Annotated in this window: 16 protein-coding genes; 8 read left to right on the plus strand and 8 right to left on the minus strand. The window is 72.5% G+C overall.

Features of this window, described 5'->3' with window-relative positions; translation table 11 throughout:
- The coding region (locus ABWI04_RS13255) for an antitoxin (protein ID WP_353832566.1) at positions 1 to 263 on the minus strand (263 nt) is incomplete at its 3' end.
- 121 nt (positions 264 to 384) lie between these two features.
- On the opposite strand from ABWI04_RS13255, the gene miaA reads away from it, so the two are divergent.
- Together miaA and dapF are read left to right on the plus strand one after the other, a co-directional pair.
- On the plus strand, positions 385 to 1296 hold the full coding sequence (miaA, locus tag ABWI04_RS13260) for a tRNA (adenosine(37)-N6)-dimethylallyltransferase MiaA (RefSeq protein ID WP_353832599.1): 912 nt from the start codon (positions 385 to 387) through the stop codon (positions 1294 to 1296).
- Positions 1297 to 1304: 8 nt separating this feature from the next.
- On the plus strand, positions 1305 to 2105 hold the full coding sequence (gene dapF / locus ABWI04_RS13265; protein WP_345174335.1) for a diaminopimelate epimerase: 801 nt from the start codon (positions 1305 to 1307) through the stop codon (positions 2103 to 2105).
- A 233-nt stretch (positions 2106 to 2338) separates the two neighbouring features.
- On the opposite strand, the gene ABWI04_RS13270 is transcribed toward dapF, so the two are convergent.
- Entirely contained in the window at positions 2339 to 4300 is a 1962-nt protein-coding gene (locus ABWI04_RS13270) for a sensor histidine kinase (protein ID WP_345174337.1), read from the minus strand.
- 268 nt (positions 4301 to 4568) lie between these two features.
- Complete coding sequence (locus ABWI04_RS13275) at positions 4569 to 5180, minus strand: TetR/AcrR family transcriptional regulator (protein ID WP_353832567.1); 612 nt, start codon at positions 5178 to 5180, stop codon at positions 4569 to 4571.
- 99 nt (positions 5181 to 5279) lie between these two features.
- On the opposite strand from ABWI04_RS13275, the gene ABWI04_RS13280 reads away from it, so the two are divergent.
- The 5 genes from ABWI04_RS13280 to ABWI04_RS13300 all read left to right on the plus strand — a co-directional run bounded on the left by ABWI04_RS13280 (position 5280) and on the right by ABWI04_RS13300 (position 11620).
- Positions 5280 to 6263: a hypothetical protein gene (locus ABWI04_RS13280; protein ID WP_353832568.1), complete on the plus strand. Its 984-nt coding sequence runs from the start codon at positions 5280 to 5282 to the stop codon at positions 6261 to 6263.
- A gap of 95 nt (positions 6264 to 6358) precedes the next feature.
- Complete coding sequence (locus ABWI04_RS13285; protein WP_353832569.1) at positions 6359 to 7351, plus strand: ABC transporter permease; 993 nt, start codon at positions 6359 to 6361, stop codon at positions 7349 to 7351.
- On the plus strand, positions 7348 to 8157 hold the full coding sequence (locus ABWI04_RS13290; RefSeq protein WP_345174346.1) for an ABC transporter permease: 810 nt from the start codon (positions 7348 to 7350) through the stop codon (positions 8155 to 8157). The genes ABWI04_RS13285 and ABWI04_RS13290 overlap by 4 nt, the downstream gene beginning before the upstream one ends.
- Entirely contained in the window at positions 8154 to 9950 is a 1797-nt protein-coding gene (locus ABWI04_RS13295) for an ABC transporter ATP-binding protein (RefSeq protein WP_353832570.1), read from the plus strand. Before ABWI04_RS13290 ends, ABWI04_RS13295 begins: the two co-directional genes overlap by 4 nt.
- Positions 9947 to 11620 (plus strand): ABC transporter family substrate-binding protein, encoded by a 1674-nt coding sequence (locus ABWI04_RS13300; protein WP_353832571.1) that lies wholly within the window; start codon positions 9947 to 9949, stop codon positions 11618 to 11620. Before ABWI04_RS13295 ends, ABWI04_RS13300 begins: the two co-directional genes overlap by 4 nt.
- A 3-nt stretch (positions 11621 to 11623) precedes the next feature.
- Here the strand turns inward: ABWI04_RS13300 and ABWI04_RS13305 are convergent, their stop codons facing one another.
- From ABWI04_RS13305 to aceB, 5 genes are all read right to left on the minus strand, one after another.
- Positions 11624 to 12340 carry a hypothetical protein gene (locus ABWI04_RS13305; protein ID WP_353832572.1) on the minus strand — a complete coding sequence of 239 codons (717 nt, stop codon included), beginning with the start codon at positions 12338 to 12340 and terminating at the stop codon, positions 11624 to 11626.
- A 108-nt stretch (positions 12341 to 12448) separates the two neighbouring features.
- Positions 12449 to 13735 carry a (Fe-S)-binding protein gene (locus ABWI04_RS13310; protein WP_353832573.1) on the minus strand — a complete coding sequence of 429 codons (1287 nt, stop codon included), beginning with the start codon at positions 13733 to 13735 and terminating at the stop codon, positions 12449 to 12451.
- On the minus strand, positions 13735 to 14931 hold the full coding sequence (locus ABWI04_RS13315) for an FAD-binding oxidoreductase (protein WP_353832574.1): 1197 nt from the start codon (positions 14929 to 14931) through the stop codon (positions 13735 to 13737). The genes ABWI04_RS13310 and ABWI04_RS13315 overlap by 1 nt, the downstream gene beginning before the upstream one ends.
- Entirely contained in the window at positions 14931 to 16370 is a 1440-nt protein-coding gene (locus ABWI04_RS13320) for an FAD-linked oxidase C-terminal domain-containing protein (RefSeq protein WP_345174748.1), read from the minus strand. The genes ABWI04_RS13315 and ABWI04_RS13320 overlap by 1 nt, the downstream gene beginning before the upstream one ends.
- Positions 16371 to 16478: 108 nt before the next feature.
- On the minus strand, positions 16479 to 18086 hold the full coding sequence (gene aceB, locus ABWI04_RS13325) for a malate synthase A (RefSeq protein ID WP_345174360.1): 1608 nt from the start codon (positions 18084 to 18086) through the stop codon (positions 16479 to 16481).
- 219 nt (positions 18087 to 18305) lie between these two features.
- On the opposite strand from aceB, the gene hflX reads away from it, so the two are divergent.
- Entirely contained in the window at positions 18306 to 19742 is a 1437-nt protein-coding gene (gene hflX, locus ABWI04_RS13330; RefSeq protein WP_345174362.1) for a GTPase HflX, read from the plus strand.
- The last annotated feature ends 281 nt before the right edge of the window (positions 19743 to 20023 follow it).

Raw genomic sequence — 20023 nt, forward strand, 5'->3', positions numbered from 1 at the left:
CCGGGCTGCCCGCCCGTCCCGCCGGGGTGCTCGCCCGCGGCGCCGGGGTGGCCGCCGGTCTCGCCGGGCTGCCCGCCCGTCCCGCCGGCCTGGCCGCCCTCGCGGTCGATGTACCGGCCGGCCTGGTCCTGGACCCGGTCGACCTTGTCGGCGTGCTTGCCGCCCGTCCGCTGGTCGAACGCGTCCCCTGCCTTCTCGACGCCCTGCTTGGCCTTGTCGGCGTGCTGCCCGAGCATCTGCTTGACCTTGTCGACGATCGACATCGAATCCCCCCGGATCCCTCGGCTCGTTCGGCACCGCGGGCGCGGCGCGGCACCCGTTCATTCCGGCCATACCCGTTCTGTTGCCACAATCAATCCCGTGACCTCACCCAATGCCCCGCATGTGATCGCGGTCGTCGGCGCCACGGCGGCCGGCAAGTCCGACCTGGCCGTCGAGCTGGCCCTCCGGCTGGACGGGGAGGCGGTCAACGCCGACTCGATGCAGCTGTACCGCGGCATGGACATCGGCACCGCGAAGCTGTCCGCGGCCGAGATGCGCGGGGTCCCGCACCACCTGCTGGACGTCTGGGACGTCACGGCCACCGCGAGCGTCGCCGAGTACCAGCGGCTCAGCGCCGACGCCATCGCGCGGATCCGGGGCCGGGGGCGGCTGCCCGTGCTGGTCGGCGGTTCCGGGCTGTACGTGCGCGCCGCCCTCGACCGGATGGAGTTCCCGGGGACGGACCCGGCCGTGCGGGGCCGCCTGGAGGAGGAGCTGGCGCGGGTCGGGCCCGGTCCGCTGCACGAGCGGCTGCGCGGCCTGGACCCCGCGGCCGCGGAGGCGATCCTGCCGAGCAACGGCCGCCGGATCGTGCGGGCGCTGGAGGTCGTCGAGATCTCCGGCCGCCCGTTCACCGCGACCCTGCCCGAGCACCGGTACCGCTACGACGACGTCGTGCAGATCGGGCTGAGCGTGCCCCGTGACGAGCTGGACGAGCGCATCGCCCTGCGGGTGGAGCGGATGTGGGAGGCGGGCCTGGTCGACGAGGTCCGGGAGCTGGAGAAGCGGGGGCTGCGGGACGGTCTGACCGCCGGGCGCGCCCTCGGATACGCGCAGGTGCTGCGGTTCCTGGCGGGGGAGTGGACGGAGGAGCAGGCCAGGGAGGACACCGTCCGGACGACGCGGCGTTTCGCCCGCCGCCAGGAGTCGTGGTTCCGCCGCGACCCGCGCGTGCTGTGGCTGGCCTACGACGCCCCCGACCTGGCCGATCGTGCCGAGGCCCTGGTGAGGCAGGGGCGGCCGGAGCCCATATGATCGGGGGCATGCGGTTCGTCAAGGGGCATGGCACCGAGAACGACTTCGTGATCCTCCCCGATCCGGACGGCGTCCTGGACCTCACCCCGGAGGCCGTCGCGCGGCTGTGCGACCGGCGGGCGGGGATCGGCGCGGACGGCGTCCTGCGCGCGGTCCGGACGAAGGCCGCCGACGTCGACGCCGACGCCGAGTGGTTCATGGACTACCGCAACGCCGACGGCAGCATCGCCGAGATGTGCGGCAACGGGGTGCGCGTCTTCGCCCGCTACCTGGTCGACGCGGGCCTGGCCCCGCCCGGGGAGTGGGACCTGGCCACCCGCGCGGGCCTGCGCCGCGTGACGCTCGGCCCGTCCGGGGACGTCACCGTGGAGATGGGCCGGCCGGAGCTCCTCGGCCCGGGCGAGGCGAGCCTGGCGGGCGCGAGCTTCGCGGGCGAGCGGGTCAGCGTCGGCAACCCGCATCTGGCGTGCCGCGTCACCGGGCCCGTCGCCGCACTCGACCTGTCGCGCGCCCCCGACTTCGACCCGGCGGTCTTCCCCGCGGGGGTGAACGTCGAGTTCTTCCGCGGCGTGGGGGAGCGGCACGTCGAGATGCGGGTGTACGAGCGCGGCTCGGGCGAGACCCGCTCGTGCGGCACCGGGACCGTCGCGGTGGCCGCGGCGGCGGCCGGAGGCGTCGCCGACGGCGCCGAATGGACCGTGGACGTCCCCGGCGGGCGGGTGACCGTCGTCCTGGACGGCGAGACCAGCTACCTGAGCGGCCCGGCCGTCCTGGTCGCCGAGGGCGAGACGCGGCCCGGCTGGATCTAGCGGGCGACCGTCTCACCTGGGTGTGCGCCGGTCCCGGAGCGGTCCCGGCACAGACGGGACAACTGTCCCTCTCCGGCGGGACCTTCCGCCGCATAACTTCTCTCTTGCACACCCTCTGGTGAATGGCCCGTATGGACCGGGATGGGAGCCCCGGGCCCGTACGGAGCCTGAGGGCCGGTGGCGACCTTCTTGGCGGGGGGCGGTCACCGGCCCTCCCACCCGGAGGGGGCGCCTCAGGGGGAGACGCCGTTGACCGGCAGTCTGGCGCGGACCAGGGTTCCGCCCTTGGGGCCGGGCCCCACCGTGCAGGATCCGCCCAGCTCGGCCGCGCGCTCGCGCATGGAGGACATGCCGATGCCGGAACGCACCTGGTCGGGCAGTCCCACACCGTCGTCGTCGACGGTGACGTGCAGATCGCCGTTCAGATGCAGGCGCACCTCGGCGCAGCCCGCTCCGGCGTGGCGATGGACGTTCGTCAGCGCCTCCTGGACGATCCGGTACGCGGCGACCTCGGCGGCGGCCGGCAGGCCCTTCAGGTCGCCCTCGACGCGCACGTCCACCCGCGGGCCGTCTCCGGCGGCGACGACCCCGCCGAGCGCCTGGATCGCGCCCTCCAGCCCGAGATCGTCCAGGGCGGGCGGCCGCAGGCCGTACACGAGCTCCCTGATGTCGCCGATCGTGCGCCCCATGGTGGCGCGCAGCTCCTCCAGCAAGCCGTCGACCGCCTCGGGGTCGGTCCTGAGCGTGATGCGCGCGGCGTCCACCGTCATGGCGAGGCTGGCCAGCGTCGGCCCGAGCCCGTCGTGCAGGTCGCGGCGCAGCCGCCGCCGCTCCTCCTCCCGCGTGCGCAGGATGTGCTCCCGGGACCGCTGGACGTCCGCGGAGAGCCGCGCCGCGTTCGCCAGCTCGGCGAGGTTGCGGGCGAGGACGTTCGACAGGCGCGCGTCCGGGGTGCGGGTGACGCCGAACAGCAGGCGCCCCACCGGCTCGCCGTGCCACACCAGCGGGATGAGCTGCGGGCGGTCGCCGAGCACGCCGTCCTCCGCCGAGACCGTCCGGCCGTCGCGGTCCAGCACCTCGATCGTGACGCCGGTCGCGTGCAGGGCCGAACGCGCCACCTCGGCGGCGACGGCCAGCGCGGCGCCCGGGTTCGCGGCGGTCTGCAGCCGCCGGTTCAGCCGGTCGGCGATCCGGTACGGGTCGCGCTCGCCGTGGATGAACGCGTCCACCATGCGCTGCAGGCGCCGCCGGACGGGTTCGAAGACCGCGCCGGCGACGATCGCCCCGGCGAGCCCGGCGAGGGTGCCGCGGCCGTGGGCCAGCAGGCTCGCGGTGCCGACGAGCGCGAAGTACACGCCGGTGATGACGACGACGAGGCCCGCGTACACCAGCGTCCGGCTGACCACGAGGTCGATGTCGTACAGCCGGTAGCGGGTGATCGCGATCGCGATGCAGATGGGGACGGCGACGATGGTGAGGTCGCGCAGCGGGTCGCCGATCGGGCCGTTCTCGCCGACGAAGATGATCGCCTCGGCGAGGATGCCCGGGTAGACCACCCAGGCGATCTGCCGCCGCACGTCCGGCGGCGCCTGCACGAACCGCACGGCCACCGAGAACAGGCCCGCCGCCAGGGCGGTGACGATGACCGCGCTGATCGGGAGCGGGATCTCCTCGAACGGGTACACCGAGACGCCGTTGTGCCAGCGGCGCACGCCCGGGTCGACCGTCAGGTGCGCGCAGACGACGACCGGGACGAGGCAGGCGAGGGCGAGGGCGGGCCGGAACCACCGCGACACCAGCCGCCCGTCCGGGAAGATCAGCGGCAGCACGAGGGTCAGGGCGTAGGTGTCAACGGCCCACAGCCAGACGGCGAGCCACTGGACGAACCCGGCCCCGGGCGCGCGGTGGAGTTCGAGCCAGGGACCGAGGTTGAGGGAGAGCACGTACAGCGAGGCGCTGAAACCCGCGCCGACCATGAGCCAGGCGACCGTCAGGCCGGGCCTGTGCCGCAGCAGGACGGCGCCCACGGGCGTCCAGGCCAGGGCGACCAGGATCTCGGGATGCCACCACACCATCCGCAGTTCGGACGGAACGCGGGCGCCGATGATCAAAGATGCGGCGACGGACGCGACCGCGGTCAGCGCGAGGAGGGCGCCCACGCGCCCCGCCGCGCGGTCGTGCTCTTCCGTCTCCATGCACACTCCCCGCCCGAAAGTAATGGAATGTTAAAACGCGCAGCTCCCTGTCCCGCAGGCTTGAGCGCGTCCGCCTCAGGACACCGCCGGACCGGTCGGGCGGAGAGCGTTCCGGTCGCGATGCATGCGGGCGTGCCGTGATGGTAGCTGGGGAAACGCCCGATATGAACGGAAGGTGCAGGTCAGCGGCCAGTCGTGGCCGCGTACCGGGCTTCCGGGCGTGTCGGCGTGCGGGGAGGGGGCGGGCGCGCGTGCGGGGAGGGACGGGTCAGGACGCCGGAGTCAGCATGCTCTCGCGCGTCAGGGCCCTCACGCCACGCCTCATGTCCTCGGCGGTGAAGTCGTCGAGGAGCAGGCGCTGGATCAGGAAGCCGGGGAAGAGCGCGAACAGCGTCTTGCCGGCGGCCACGGCGTCGGTGTCGGCGGGGAGCAGGCCGGCGCCGACCAGCCGGCGGATGTAGCGGGTCCAGGTGTCGCGCAGCCCGGCCACGTTGTCGGCGACGTACGCGGCGATCTCCGGATCGTGCGTGGCGAGCGCCCAGGCCTGGGGCGCGAGCCGGAGCGGGCCGTCCTCGCCGGACAGGGCGACGACCCGGGAGGCGAACCGCTCGGCCATCTCGTCGATGGGGAGCAGCGGGTCGCTGTCGGCGAGCACGGTGAAGAACGTGCGCAGGTCGCCGATCACGGTGGCGATGTTCGCCTCGATGATCTCGTTCTTGCTCTTGAAGTACCGGTAGACGGCGCCGGCGGAGAGCCCGGCCTCGGCGAAGACGTCCTGCATGGACGTCGCGTGGATGCCCTTGCGGATGAAGCAGGTCCGCGCCGCTTCCAGGATCTGGTGGCGGCGGCGCTCCAGGTGCTCCTCGCTGACTCTCGGCATGGCACCAATCTAAAACGAACGTTCGTTTCTTGACAAGTTCCGGAGGGGGTGCCAGGCTCCGCGCCAAAGAGAACGGACATTCGTTTTTTGGAGGAGATCGTGCGGACTTCCCCCGCCGCGCGCGCCGTCGGCGTGGCCGCCGGCGCGGCGCTGCTGCAGCTCGTCATGGTCGTGGCCTTCTCGTGGCCCGCCGCGCGGACGGCGCCGCGTGACGTCCCGGTCGTCGTGACCGGTCCGCGGGCCGCCGAGGCCGCCGACCTGCTCGACCGCGCGCGGCCGGGCGCCTTCGACGTCCGGACCGCTCCGGACGAGGCCGCCGCCCGTGCGGCGATCGCGGATCGCGAGGCCTACGGCGCGGTCGTCACGGCGCCGTCCGGCCCGAAGGTGCTCACCGCCTCCGCCGCCTCGCCGCTGGTCGCCCAGCAGCTCGGCGCGATGGCGACGCGGCTCAGTCCCGGGGGCGCCCCGGTGTCCCCGCCCGTCCAGGACGTGGTCGCCGCGGACTCCGACGACCCCCGCGGGGCGGGTTTCGGCGCTCTCGCGCTACCGCTGGTCATGTCCGGGCTCGCGGCCGCGGTGCTGCTGACGTTCGCCATCCCGTCCCTCGCCTGGCGCACCGCCGGCACGGCGATCTTCGCCGTGCTGGGCGGGTTGGACGTCGCCTGGATCGCGCAAGGCTGGCTGTCGCTGCTTCCCGGCTCCTACGTCACGCTCGCCGGAGTCATGGCGCTGACCGTCCTCGCCGTGACCGGAACCGTGGTCGGCTTGGCCGCCGCCATCGGCCGCGCCGGCTTCGGACTCGGCGCGCTGACGCTGCTGCTGCTCGGCAATCCTCTGTCGGCGGCCACCTCGGCGCCCGAGCTGCTGCCGCAGCCGTGGGGCGCGATCGGCCAGTACCTGCCGCCGGGTGCGTCGGCCACCCTCCTTCGGTCGGCGGCGTTCTTCGACGGCGCCGGAGGCGCCCGCCCGCTCGCCGTCCTGGCGGCCTGGGCCACTGCCGGTCTCGGGCTCGTGGTCTTCGGCGGTCTGCGGAGGCGTTCGGCCGGCGAGGCCGAGCGCGGCCGCGAACCGGCGCTCGCGTGACCCTCAAGGCCGTGACTCTTGGCGAATCCTGTACGCGTTCCGTGGTCAATCAATAGCATTCGGTGACTCCTGGGTGGTGTGCGGAGGGGCGGACGGTGGCGACGTTCATGGTGCGGCGGGTGGCGAACCACGCGGCGCTGGCCGTGCTCGCCGCCAGCCTCGGCTACCTGCTCGCCGCCGCGGCGCTCGATCCGCGGGCAGGGCTCGAAGACCGCGCGCCCCGTCCGCCGCAGGCCGTCATCGAGGCGCGGCTAGTTGCGCTGAACCTCGATGACCGGACGCCTTTGGCGGAGCGGTACCTCACCTGGGCCAGGGGCGTGGCGCAGGGCGATTTCGGCCGGACGTGGGACGGTGAGCCGGTCGAAGGCGAGTTGTGGCGCAGGCTCGGAGTGAGCTTTCGCCTGGTCGCTCCGGGGGCCGTCCTGGGAGGCGCCTTGGGCGTCGCCCTTGGCGCCTACGCCGCCGCCCGGCACGGCCGGGCGGCCGACAGGCTGGTCTCCGGCGGCTCTTATCTGCTGCTGGCCGTCCCCGTGTTCGTCCTCGCGCCGCTTTTACAGATCATGGCCGGTGAGGCCAACGACGCCCTGGGGATGCGGGTGTTCGTCTGGCTGGGGGAGTCCGCGCCGGGGCCGTCCGGGGGTCGGCTCTGGGATCTCGCGGACCGAGCGCGCCGGCTGATACTGCCCACGGCCACGATCGCGCTCTGCCAGATCGCTCTCTACGCCCGCTACCAGCGCGGCCTGATGCTGGACGTGCTGCACGCCGACCACGTGCGCGCCGCGAGGGCCAGGGGTCTCCGGCGGCGCGGCGCGCTGCTGCGGCACGGGCTCCGGACCGCGATCGTCCCGATGACCGCCTACTTCGCCTACACGTCCGGACTGGTTCTCCTCGGCGGGGTGTTCACCGAGACGGCCTTCGGGCGGCACGGGCTGGGGGAGTGGCTCGTCGACTCCATCTCCCGGGGCGACGTGAACGCCGTCGCCGCCATCGAGTGCCTCGCCGCCTGCGCCGTCCTCCTGGCCGCTCTCACGTCCGACGTCCTGGCCGCGGCGCTGGACCCCCGCGTCCGCGCGGGAGCCGCGCCATGACCGCCGGTCGTCGCACGGTGGCGGGGGCGGTCCTGCTCGTGCTGTTGTTCCTCCTGGCCTTCGCCGGGCCGCTCGTCTCGCCGTGGGGATGGGACGAGACGGACTTCACCGCGTTCCGGCAGGGGCCGTCCGGCGGCCACTGGCTCGGCACGACCCAGAGCGGACGCGACGTCTTCGCCTTCACCCTGCGCGGCGCGCAGAACTCGCTGCTGGTCGGCCTGAGCGCCGCCCTGCTGTCGACGGGGCTCGCCGCCGTCGTCGGGACCGCGGCCGGTTTCCTCGGCGGCGGGGCCGACCGGGTGCTGATGTGGGGCGTCGATCTGCTGCTGGTGCTCCCGTCCTTCCTGGTCGTGACCGTCCTGGCGTCCCGGATCGCCGGAGGGTGGCCGGTGCTCGCGGCGCTGCTGGCCGCGTTCATGTGGATGGTCACCGCCCGCGCGGTCCGGGCCGCGACGCTCTCCCTGCGGAACCGCGACCACGTGCTGGCCGCGCGGTTCCTCGGCGTCGGCACGCCGCGGCTGGTCGCGCGGCATGTGGCGCCCGGGCTGGCGTCACTGCTGGCCGTGGACGCGAGCCTGAACGTGAGCGTCGCGGTCGTCGCCGAGAGCGGGCTGTCCTACCTCGGGTTCGGGACGCGCCCGCCGGACGTCTCGCTCGGCACGGTCATCGCCGACGGCCGGGGCGGGGCGACCGCGCATCCATGGGCGTTCGGGTTCGCCGCCGGGCTGCTCGTCTCGATCGTCGTCGCGGTGAACCTGATCGGCGACGGGCTGCGGGACGCTCTCGACCCGGAGGCCGGGCGTTGACGGTCCTGCGGGTCGCCGACCTGGCGGTCGGTCACGCGACGGGTGCGCACGTCCTGCGCGGTGTGAGCTTCTCGGTCGAGGCCGGGGAGGCGCTCGGGCTCGTCGGCGAATCGGGAGCCGGCAAGACCTCGCTCGCGCTCGCTCTCATGGGGCTGCTCCCGGAGGGAGCGCGCGTGACGGGCTCTGTGCGTCTGCGCGGCCAGGAACTGCTGGGACGGACCGACGCGGAACTCTCGCGGGTGCGCGGCAAGGACCTGGCGATGGTCTTCCAGGATCCGTCGTCGGCGCTCTCGCCCGTCCACAGGGTGGGAGACCAGATCGTCGAGGCCGTTCGTATCCACTCGGCGGTGAGCCGCTCGGCGGCCCGCGCCCGCGCTCTGGACCTGCTCGAACTGGTCGGCATGCCGGAGGCGGCGCGGCGGGCCCGCTGCTACCCGCATGAGCTGTCCGGCGGGATGCGGCAGCGGGTGATGATCGCCATGGCCGTCGCCCACGACCCGGTCGCGATCCTCGCCGACGAGCCCGCCTCGGCCCTCGACATGACGGTCCAGGCGCGGGTGCTGGACGTCCTGCGGGTCGCCCGGGAGGCGAGCGGGGCCGCGGTCGTGCTGATCAGCCACGATCTGGGCGCCGTCGCCGGATTCGCGGACCGCGTGATGGTGCTGCACGAGGGCCGGGTGGTGGAGACGGGCACGGCGGAGCATGTTCTCTGTAGGCCCCAGACGCCCTTCGCGAGCCGCCTGGTGCGCCCATGGACGCGAGCGGGAGATGCGCCGGTTCCGCGTGCTCGGCCTGAGCGTCCGGTGGTTCTTCAGGTGGACGGCCTGGTCCGCCGGTATCCCTTATCTAGAGGGGCGCTGCTGCGGCGGCGGGCCGGAGAGGTGCGGGCCGTGGACGGCGCGAGCTTCGACGTCCGTGAGCGGGAAACGCTTGCGCTGGTGGGGGAGTCAGGGTCCGGTAAGACCACGACGCTGATGGAGATTCTGCGGTTGTCCCGTCCTCAGGACGGGCGCGTCAGGGTCTTGGGCCAAGACACGGCCGCCTTGCGCGCCGTCCACCGCAAGGCTCTGCGTAGGGACGTCCAGGTCGTGTTCCAGGACCCGTACGCCTCGCTGAACCCGCGTATGCGGGTCGCCGACATCATCGCCGAACCGCTCCTCGCGCATCGCACGCCGATCGGTGGTCGCGTCGAGGAGCTTCTCGCGACGGTGGGCTTGGAACCCGGCTATGCGCGGCGTTTCCCGCATGCGCTCTCGGGCGGGCAAAGGCAGCGTGTAGCCCTGGCCAGAGCCCTCGCCTTGGAGCCCCGTCTTCTCCTCTTGGACGAGCCTGTGTCCGCACTGGACACCGCCGTGCAGGCGAGCGTCATGAACGTGCTGGCAGGGCTTCGGGCGCGGCTCGGCATGGCGTGCCTGTTCGTCACCCACGACCTCCCCCTGGTGCGGGGCTTCGCCGACCGGGTCGCCGTGATGCACAGGGGCCGCGTCGTTGAGATCGGGCCGGTCGCCGACATGTACGGGGCTCCCGCTCATCCCTATACACGGGCGCTGCTGGACGCGGTCCCTTCTTCCCGCCCAGATCGAGCTCGCCGCTTCCTTCTTGACGGTGACCCGTCCGACCCTGCGGCCGGGCCCGCAGGGTGCCGGTTCCGTGCTCGCTGCCCGCACTACGCCACGCTCACCCTCGACGACAGACGCCTATGCGAACACCACGATCCGATGCCGCTCGCCATGGCGGCGGACCGCTCCGTCGCCTGCCACCATCCGCTCGTCTCGGCGGAGTCCGAACGATGAGACAGGTCGTCGCCGCCGTCCTACTTGGAATAGCGCTCATCACCGGCAACGGGTGCCGTGCCCCGGAGACAGCGACGTCCAACGCGTCCGGGGCGCTCCCGGCGGCGGATGTGAACCCGACTCCGCGCGACCGCGTCGCCAAGGGCGGAACGCTTCGCTGGCCGCTCCCCGAGTTCCCGTCCCAGTGGAACACCAACCACATCAACGGCGCCAAGGGCGCGGTGGAGCACGTCATTCAGGGCGTTCTGCCGTATCTGATGCGTGCAGACGAGAAGGTCGTCCCGCACCCCGTTCCGGAGTACCTGGAGTCGGCCACGTTGAAGCGGACCCGGCACGGCCAGACCGTGACCTACCGGCTCAACCCGCGTGCCAGATGGTCGGACGGACGGCCCATCGGTTTCGCCGATTTCCTGGCGCAGACCCATGCGCTGTCTGGTCGTGACCCGCGCTACGAGGTCTCGACCGTCACCGGGTACCGGCAGATCGAGCGAGTCGAACGCGGTGCCGACGAGCACGTGGTCAAGGTGATGTTCGCCCACACCTACGCGGACTGGCGCAGCCTGTTCAGCCCCCTGTACCCGGCCACCGCCTACGCCAGCCCAAGCGCGTTCAACACAGGGTGGATGGGCCGCGTACCTGTCACGGCCGGACCGTTCAGACTCCAGCAGATCGACCGGACTGCCAAGACGCTGACCCTGGTGCGGAACCCGGCATGGTGGGGTGCGCCGGCAAAGCTCGACCGGATCGTCTTTCGCGCCATGGACACCAGCGCGATGCCCGGCGCGTTCGCCAACGGTGAGATCGACCTGATGGACATCGGTCTCGACGCGGACGCGTTGCAGCGTGTCCAGGGCGTCCCCGGCGCCGCCGTCCGCAGGGCGGGCGGGCCGGACTGGCGGAACTTCACCTTCAACGCGGCCGGCCCCATCCTGTCCGACGCCCGGGTGCGCCGGGCGGTCATGCTCGGCATCGACCGGCAGGTCATCGCACGATCCGACCTGTCAGGCCTCGGCGTACCGGTCCAGACGCTCGGGAACCACTTCTACGTCAACACTCAAACCGGCTACCTGGACAACTCCAGCGGGCTGGGGGCCTACGATCCCGCTCGGGCCAGACGCCTCCTAGACGAGGCAGGCTGGAGACCCCGGGGCAAGTACCGCGCCAAGGCGGGACGCAGGCTCGCGCTGCGGTTCGTGGTTCCGTCCGGGGTCCCCATCAGCAGGCGGGAAGGAGAACTGACGCGTGCGCTGCTCGAACGCATAGGCGTCCGAGTGGACATCCAGGTCGTCCCCGCAGACGACGTCTTCGAGCGCTACGTCACGCCCGGGAACATGGACATCGTCCCGTTCTCGTGGCTCGGCACCCCGTTCCCCGTCTCGCAGATGAAAGCCGTGTTCGCACGACCGCGCGGACGTAACGTCCAGCAGAACTACTCGCGGATCGGCAGCGCCGCCATCGACGCGGCGATGGACCAGGCCGTCGCGGAGATCGCCCCCGAGAGGGCCCGCGCTCTGGTGAACAGGACCGACCGGCTCATCTGGCGCCAGGCGTCGGTGTTGCCGCTGTACCAGCGCCCCCAGCTCGTCGCGGTGCGCGCGGACCTCGCCAACGTGGGGGCCGGCGGTTTCCGGAGGCCCGTCTATCAGGACATCGGCTTCACCGGCCGGTGAAGCTCACGGGAAGGCGAGCCGGACGCCCTTGCGGTCGCTGGCGAAGCGGGCGTTCCACACGTACAGGCGCAGGTCGTCGGCGGAGAGGTCCTCCTTGACCGGGAGGTCGGACGCGACGCGGACCACGTAGGAGGCGCCCGCCGGGATCATCGTGTCGCCGCCGTCCTCGACGGGCGCCTTCGATCCGCCGATCCGCGCGGTGACCGTGCTGTGGTTGGGGAGGGTGCACATGTCGTCCGGGATGCCCGCCTGCGGCATGCACCGCTCCTGCGCCGACGACGGGACCTGCGACTTCGGCATGAACAGGTCGGCGGGGAAGTCCAGCAGGACGGGGCGCCGCCCGCTGTTGGTGAGGACGTAGTCGGCGTAGGCGTAGGTCGTGCCGGACGGCGGGGCCTGCGTGGCGCCGATCGGCTGCCGGGACGTCCCCGCCATGACGGCGGCGAGGCTGTAGCCGTAGCCCTCCGGGGTCGTGAAACCGACCGGCGGGCCGGCCTTCGGGGCGGGCACGGACGTGACCGCCGCGTCGTCGCCCTGGCCGGCGAGGCTCGGCGGCGGGGACGCCGTGCCGTCGCCCGTGCCGGGCCGCAGGAGCACGATCGCTCCGGCCACCGCGGCGATCCCGACGGCGCCGGTCAGTGCGCCGGCGAGTCCGAGCCTTCCCGCGTGGCTCTTCTTCCTGCGGCGGTGCGAGCGGTACGGCTGGCGGCTGTCGGACATGGTCGTCGCTGCTCCCTCGGCCCTCTCCGGCTCGGTCGGCGTGTCCTGCCCACGGCGGGCAGGCCACCATACCTGACGGCCGGATCGGCGGCGGTCCCGGTCTGAGGGCTACGAACCGCGCGCGATAAGGGCATCGCGGCCGAGTCCTCGCAGGGAGGCGTCCAGCACCTGCGCGGTGTGCGCGACCGCGATGGCGGCCCCGCGCCAGCGCAGCGCCGTGGCGATCTGCATCGAGCAGCCGGGGTTGGCGGCGACCAGTAGTTCGGCTCCGGTGGCGTCCACGTTCACCGCCTTGCGGTCGCCGAGCTCTCCGGCGGCCTCCGGCTGGAACAGGTTATAGGTCCCGGCCGATCCGCAGCAGACGTCCGGTTCGGCGATCTCGCGGACGGTCAGCCGGGGGATGGCGGACAGCAGCTCGCGGGGCTGGCTCCGGACGCCCTGCGCGTGGGCGAGGTGGCAGGCGTCGTGGTAGGCGACCGTGACCGGAAGCGGCCGCCGCTCGGCCCGCGGCCCGAGCTCCACCAGGTACTCGGCCAGGTCCCGCGTCCTGGCCGAGAGCGCCTCAGCCCGCCCGGACCATTCCGGATCGTCGGCCAGCAGCGCCCGGTACTCCTTCATCGCGGACCCGCAGCCCGCGGAGTTCACCACGATCACGTCGACGGCCTCGAAGGTCTCGACCGTCCGGCGGGCGAAGGCGCGGGCCTCGTCCTCCCGTCCCGAGTGCAGGGACAGCGCGCCGCAGCATCCCTGGTTCCTGGGGATGACGACGTCGCAGCCCTCCATCGCCAGCACGCGGGCCGTGGCGGCGTTGACGCCCGGGAAGAACTCGCCCTGGACGCACCCGGTGAGCATCCCGACCGTGGCGCGGCGCTCCCCGCGCGCGGCGACCCGCTCGGGGAGCCTCGGCGCCTTGCCGAGGGGCGGCGCGAGCCGCTCCATCGCCGCCAGGGACGGTGAAACGCGTTCCAGGAGGCCACTGCGCCGCACGAGTCGTTCCAGCCCCGATTTCTGGTAGGCGCGCAGGGGCCCGCGCAGGGCTCGGAGCCTCCGCCTGTACGGGAACAGCTGGAAGACCATCTCCCGTAGGGCGCGTTCCTTCAGCGAACGGGGGTGTTCGCGTTCGACGTCGGCGCGGGTCATCTCGATGAGCCTGTCGTACTGCACGCCGGACGGGCAGGACGTCACGCACGCCATGCATCCGAGGCAGCGGTCGAAGTGCTCGACCATCGGCCCGCTGAGCGGTTCGCCGTCCGCGTGCTGCTGCATCAGATGGATGCGGCCCCGGGGAGAGTCCATCTCCTCGCCCCACAGCACATAGGTGGGGCATGTCGGAAGGCAGAAACCGCAGTGCACGCAGTCGTTGAGCAGGTCCGGGAGGTCGTCCTGGGCGCTCATCACATCCCTCCTACGAAACGGCCCGGGGACAGACGGTGATCCGGGTCGAACTGGTCCTTCACCCGCCGCATCAGCGTCAGCGCCGGAACCGGCCCCCACAGGTCGATCTCGCCGCGCACCTCCTGCGGCGCGTAGCGGACGACGGCGTGACCGCGGTGCGTCTTCAGCACGTCCCTCAGACGGCCGAGGACATCGGCCACCTCGTTCGGGCCGAGGCCGGCGGAAAGCCCGACGTGACCGTGCCCGCCGGCGCTCCAGGTGGCGGCGGCGTCCGGGCCGAGCGTGCGGATGACGTCGCGGAGCGAGGGCGGCGGGGCGCCGATGTCGATGAGGGTGGTGCCCTCCGGGTAGAGGCCCCAGCCGTCCGGTGCGGTGCCGGAGATCTCGGCTTTCTCACCGAGGAGCTCCGCGGTCTGCCGAGAGCGCGCGGCGACGCCGTCGGGAACGCCCTCCAGGAAGACCGCGACCGTTCCCGGGCTGATGTACTCGACCGCGCTCGGGGCGACGGGGGAGTGCAGGACGGTCTGGACCGCGTCGTGCGCGTCCTCCGGCCCGTCGACGGCGCACGTCACGTACGCGGTCGCCTCGGGGATCGGATGCAGGCGGAACGTGGCGTCCACGATCAGGCCGAGCGTTCCGTAGGAACCGGCGAAGAGCCGCCCCAGGTCGTACCCGGCGACGTTCTTGACGACCTTGCCTCCGGAGCGCGCGACCTGGCCGTCCGCCCGGACGACCGTGAGCCCGATGACCAGGTTCCTGGGCGTCCCGTAGAGCGTGCGCAGGGGACCGGCGGCGCTCGTGGCGATCGTCCCGCCGACCGTCGAACCCGGTAGCGGGACGTCGAGCGCGAGCCTCTGCCCCCGTTCGGCCAGTTTCTCGGCGAAGTCCTCCATCGCGAGCCCGGCCTCCGCTTTGGCGACGAGGTCGCCTGCCGTGTGCTCGACGAGCCTGTTGAACCGATGGGTGTCGATGAGCAGGTCGCAGCGTTCCGGTGGCTCGCCCCAGTCCAACCGGGTCTCGGCCCCACGCGGGACGACGGCCAGGCCCTTCTCGGCGGCCACGCGCATGACGTCGGCGGCCTCAGTCAGGTTCTTCGGCGCCGCGACGAGCGCGGGCTCCACGCCGAGCACGCCTTCGGCGGCCTCACCGGGCCGAACGTCGCCGCAGACCTTCGCCAGGGCGTCCAGGGGCCGCATCAGAAGATGTCCGCCTTTCCCTCGAACGGGTGCGGGCCCTTGCGCTTGCCGGGCACCTCCCCGCACAGCCGCGGCGTGGGGAAGACCTTGCCCGGATTGCACAGCCCCGCCGGATCGAAGCCGCAGCGGACCATCTGCATCGTGTCCAGGTCGGCGTCGGTGAACATGCGCGGCATGTAGCGGGCCTTGTCCACGCCGACCCCGTGCTCGCCGGTGATGGAGCCGCCGTGCTCGATGCACAGGTCGAGGATCGCGCCCGAGACCTCCTCGGCGCGCTCCTCCGCGCCCGGCTCGGCGTCGTCGAACAGCACCAGCGGATGCAGGTTGCCGTCTCCCGCGTGGAACACGTTCGCGACCCGCACGCCCGACTTGGCGGACAGGGCGTCGATCCTGGCCAGGACGTCCGGGAGCACGGTCCGGGGGATGACGCCGTCCTGGACGAGGTAGGCGGGGCTGATCCGGCCCACGGCCGCGAACGCCGACTTGCGCCCCTTCCAGATCAGCGCCCGCTGCGCGTCGTCGGCGGCGATGCGGATCTCGAAGGCGCCCGCGTCCCGGCACATCCGCTCCACCTCGGTGAACTGGGCGGCGACCTCGGCCTCCGGGCCGTCCAGCTCCACGATCAGCACCGCGCCGGCGCCCGGCGGGTACTCGCAGCGGACCGCCGCCTCGGCCGCCTCGATCGCCAGCGCGTCCATCATCTCGATCGCCGCCGGGACGACGCCCGCGCCGATGATCGCCGACACCGCGGCGCCGCCCGCCTCGATCGAGCCGAACGCGGCCAGCAGCGTCTGCACGGTCTCGGGGACCCGCGTCAGCCGCACCGTGATCTTGGTGGCGATGCCGAGCGTGCCCTCCGCCCCGACGAACACGCCGAGCAGGTCGTAGCCGGGCCCGTCCGCCGCGAGCTCGACGAGCTCGCCGTCGGGCGTGACGACCTCGCAGGCCAGCACGTGGTGGGCGGTGAACCCGTACTTCAGGCAGTGCGCGCCGCCGGAGTTCTCGGCGACGTTGCCGCCCACCGAGCAGATCTGCTGGCTGGACGGGTCGGGCGCGAAGTAGTACCCGTGCGGGCGGACGGCCCGCGTCACGTCCAGGTTGATCACGCCCGGCTCCACCACGGCCCGCTGCCCGGGGATGTCGATCTCCAGGATCCGGTTCATCCGGGACGTGACGATCAGCACGCCGTCGGCGCGGGGGAGCGCCCCGCCCGACAGGCCCGTGCCCGACCCGCGCGCGACGTAGGGGACCCCGGCCGCCGCGCACTCCCGCACGATCGCGGCGATCTGCTCGGCGGTGTCGGGCAGCACGACGACGCCGGGCGTGCACCGGTGGTTGGTGAGGCCGTCGCACTCGTAGGTGCGCAGCCGCACCGGATCGCTGATCACCCGGCCGGGCCCGAGCAGCGCCTCCAGCCTGAGTCCGAGCGCCGTGAGCATGGTCTCCACTCTCTCCACGATCCCTCGCCCGCCGAGCGGTCGCAAGGCCCTGCGGGCCGTCCGGAACGCCTCTCCCGGACGGCCCGCGAACGCCGCCGGAGCCGGCCCCTACGGGAACTGCTGGTAGGCCGGCGTGGTGAGGAACTCGGAGTACTCGTCGGCCAGCGTGACCTCCTTGAAGAGCTCCACGGCCTGGTTGTAGCGGGGCTCGTTGTACGCCTGCCCCAGCTCCTCGCGGATCTTGCCCAGCTCCTCGTCCAGGAGCTGCTCCACCCACTCCTTGGTGATCTTCTGGCCCTCCGCGGTGGAGACGCCGTTGTAGATCCACTGCCACACCTGGGAGCGGGAGATCTCCGCGGTGGCCGCGTCCTCCATCAGGTTGTGGATCGCGACCGCGCCCGCTCCGTCCAGCCAGGTGGCCAGGTAGCGCAGCGCCACGTCGATGTTGTTGCGCAGGCCCGCCTCGGTGATCTCGCCGGGGGTGGCCTTGACGTTGAGCAGGTCGGCGGCGGAGACGTGCACGTCCTCGCGGAGCCGGTCGCGCTGGTTCGGCCTGTCCCCGAGGACGCCGTCGAACACCTCGCGGCAGACCGGGACGAGGTCGGGGTGGGCGACCCAGGAGCCGTCGAAGCCGTCGCCGGACTCGCGGGTCTTGTCGGCGCGGACCTTCTCCAGCGCGACCCGGTTGACCTCCTCGTCGCGGCGGGACGGGATGAACGCCGCCATGCCGCCGATCGCGTGCGCGCCCCGCTTGTGGCACGTCCGCACGAGCAGTTCGGTGTAGGCCCGCATGAACGGCGCGGTCATCGTGATCGCGTTGCGCTCGGGCAGCACGTAGTCGGTGCCCCGGTCCCGGAACTTCTTGATCACCGAGAAGAGGTAGTCCCAGCGGCCCGCGTTCAGGCCGGCCGAGTGGTCGCGCAGCTCGTAGAGGATCTCCTCCATCTCGAACGCGGCCGGGATCGTCTCGATCAGCACGGTCGCGCGGATGGTGCCGCGCGGGATCTCCAGGGCGTCCTGGGCGAGGTTGAACGCGTCGTTCCAGAGCCGCGCCTCGAGGTGGCTCTCCATCTTCGGCAGGTAGAAGTAGGGGCCCTTGCCCTTGTCGAGCTGCCTGCGGGCGCTGTGGAAGAAGTAGAGGCCGAAGTCGAACAGCGACCCGGACATGGGCTCGCCGTCGACGAGCAGGTGCTTCTCCTCCATGTGCCAGCCGCGCGGCCGGACGACGATCGTCGCGAGCTCCCCGTCGTCCTTCAGCGCGTAGGACTTGCCGCTCCTGGCGTCGGTGAAGTCGATGGTGCGGTCGAGGGCGTCCCGCAGGTTGAGCTGCCCCTCGACCATGTTGTTCCACAGCGGGGTGTTGGCGTCCTCGAAGTCGGCCAGCCACACCTTGGCGCCCGAGTTCAGCGCGTTGATCGTCATCTTCCGGTCGGTCGGGCCGGTGATCTCGACGCGGCGGTCCTCCAGGCCGGGCGCGGGCGCGGCGACGCGCCAGGAGTCGTCGCCGCGGATGCCGGCGGTCTCGGGCAGGAAGTCGAGGGTCCCGCCCGCGGACAGCTTGCGCTGGCGCTCCGCGCGCGCCTCCAGCAGCTCCTTGCGGCGGGCGCCCAGCTCGCGCTGCAGGGCGGCGAGCAGGCCGAGCGCCTCGGGGGTCAGGATCTCCTCGTACCGCTCGCCGAGGGGTCCGGTGACCTCGATGCCTTCCAGTCCAGCCATCTGCCTGCCCTTTCGTATAGCGAAATTCGACTTCTGTTATGTGGAGAACGGTACTCGCCGGTACGGAGGCCGGTCAAAGCGGGGTCCCCTGCAGACCTCCCCGCGCGCGCTTGCGTCAACCCAGGGGGAAACCGGGTGATAACCAGGTGACCGGTGGGGATGGTGCGTGAGACCATCGCGGGGAAGATACGGCCGCGAAGCGGCGTTCTACGAGGACATATGACTGAACCTTTCTCTGCAGACGAGACCCAGGCCCCTGACGAGTTCGAGTACGAGCCCCTGACGGGCGAGCTCGACCTGGAAGAGCGACGGGCACTGCGCCGCGTCGCGGGCCTCTCCACCGAACTGACCGACGTCACCGAGGTCGAGTACCGCGCCCTCCGGCTTGAGCGGGTCGTGCTCGTCGGCGTGTGGACGGAGGGGACGGCCGCGGAGGCCGAGAACTCCCTGCGCGAGCTGGCGCTGCTCGCCGAGACCGCGGGCTCGCAGGTGCTCGAGGGCCTCGTCCAGCGCCGGACCCGCCCCGACTCGGCGACCTACATCGGCTCCGGCAAGGCGGCGGAGCTGCGCGACATCGTGATCTCCACCGGCGCGGACACCGTCATCTGCGACGGCGAGCTGGCGCCGAGCCAGCTGCGCCACCTGGAGGAGACCGTCCAGGTCAAGGTGATCGACCGGACGGCGCTGATCCTGGACATCTTCGCCCAGCACGCCAAGAGCCGCGAGGGCAAGGCGCAGGTGGAGCTCGCGCAGCTCGACTACCTGATGCCGCGGCTGCGCGGCTGGGGCGGCAACCTGTCCCGGCAGGTCGGCGGGCGCGCCGCGGGCGGCGTCGGCATCGGCGGCCGCGGCCCCGGCGAGACCAAGATCGAGCTGGACCGGCGGCGGATCCGCACCCGGATGGCCAAGCTGCGCCGCCAGATCGCCGAGATGTCCAAGTCGCGCGACACCAAGCGCGGCGAGCGGCGCCGCCACCAGGTGCCCGCCGTGGCCATCGCCGGCTACACCAACGCGGGCAAGTCGTCCCTGCTCAACCGGCTCACGGGCGCCGGGGTCCTGGTGGAGGACGCGCTGTTCGCCACCCTCGACCCCACCGTCCGGCGCGCCGAGACGCCGGGCGGCCGCGCCTACACCCTGGCCGACACCGTCGGGTTCGTCCGGCACCTGCCGCACCAGCTCGTCGAGGCGTTCCGCTCGACGCTGGAGGAGGTCACCGACGCCGGGCTGGTCCTGCACGTCGTCGACGGCTCCGACGCCGACCCCGAGGCGCAGATCGACGCCGTCCGCGAGGTGCTGCGCGAGATCGGCGCGGACCGCATCCCGGAGATCATCGTGATCAACAAGGCGGACGCCGCCGACGAGCTCGCGATCGCGCGCCTGCAGCGCCGTGAGCCGCACAGCGTCGTCGTGTCCGCCCGCACCGGGTTCGGCATCGAGGAGCTGCGCGCCGCGATCGAGGCCGACCTGCCGGGTCTGGAGAGCGAACTGCACGTCCTGGTGCCGTACGAGCGCGGCGACCTCGTCGCGCGCGTGCACGAGCGCGGCGAGGTCCTCAAGCAGGAGCACGTCGCCGAGGGCACCGTTCTGCACGCCCGCCTTCCGGTCGACCTCGCGGGTGAACTGGCCCAGTACGAGACCGTCTCCCCGACGGCCTGATCATCCTCACCCACCGGGTGCCTCCGCAGGAGCCCCGGTGGGTTTGGGATGGGCCCAGTGACCGATTCGAGAACGTCCGAAGACGCCCCTTGGTCGCCGAACGATGACAGCTTGTCCAATCCGCTTGACGGTGCGGTTGAAATCCGTACCGTCGTAGAGCTAAGGGGCGGGGTGATGGGTGTCGATGTGCTGCGATCAGAGGTTGTCGGACGGACGTTCCGTGCACTACCGTGACGAAACCGATACCTCCGGTCTCGTTGCCAGCGGTGGCCCCCCGGCCA

It is taken from the genome of Actinomadura sp. NPDC000929 (assembly GCF_040492065.1).
GTDB lineage: Bacteria > Actinomycetota > Actinomycetes > Streptosporangiales > Streptosporangiaceae > Spirillospora > Spirillospora verrucosospora.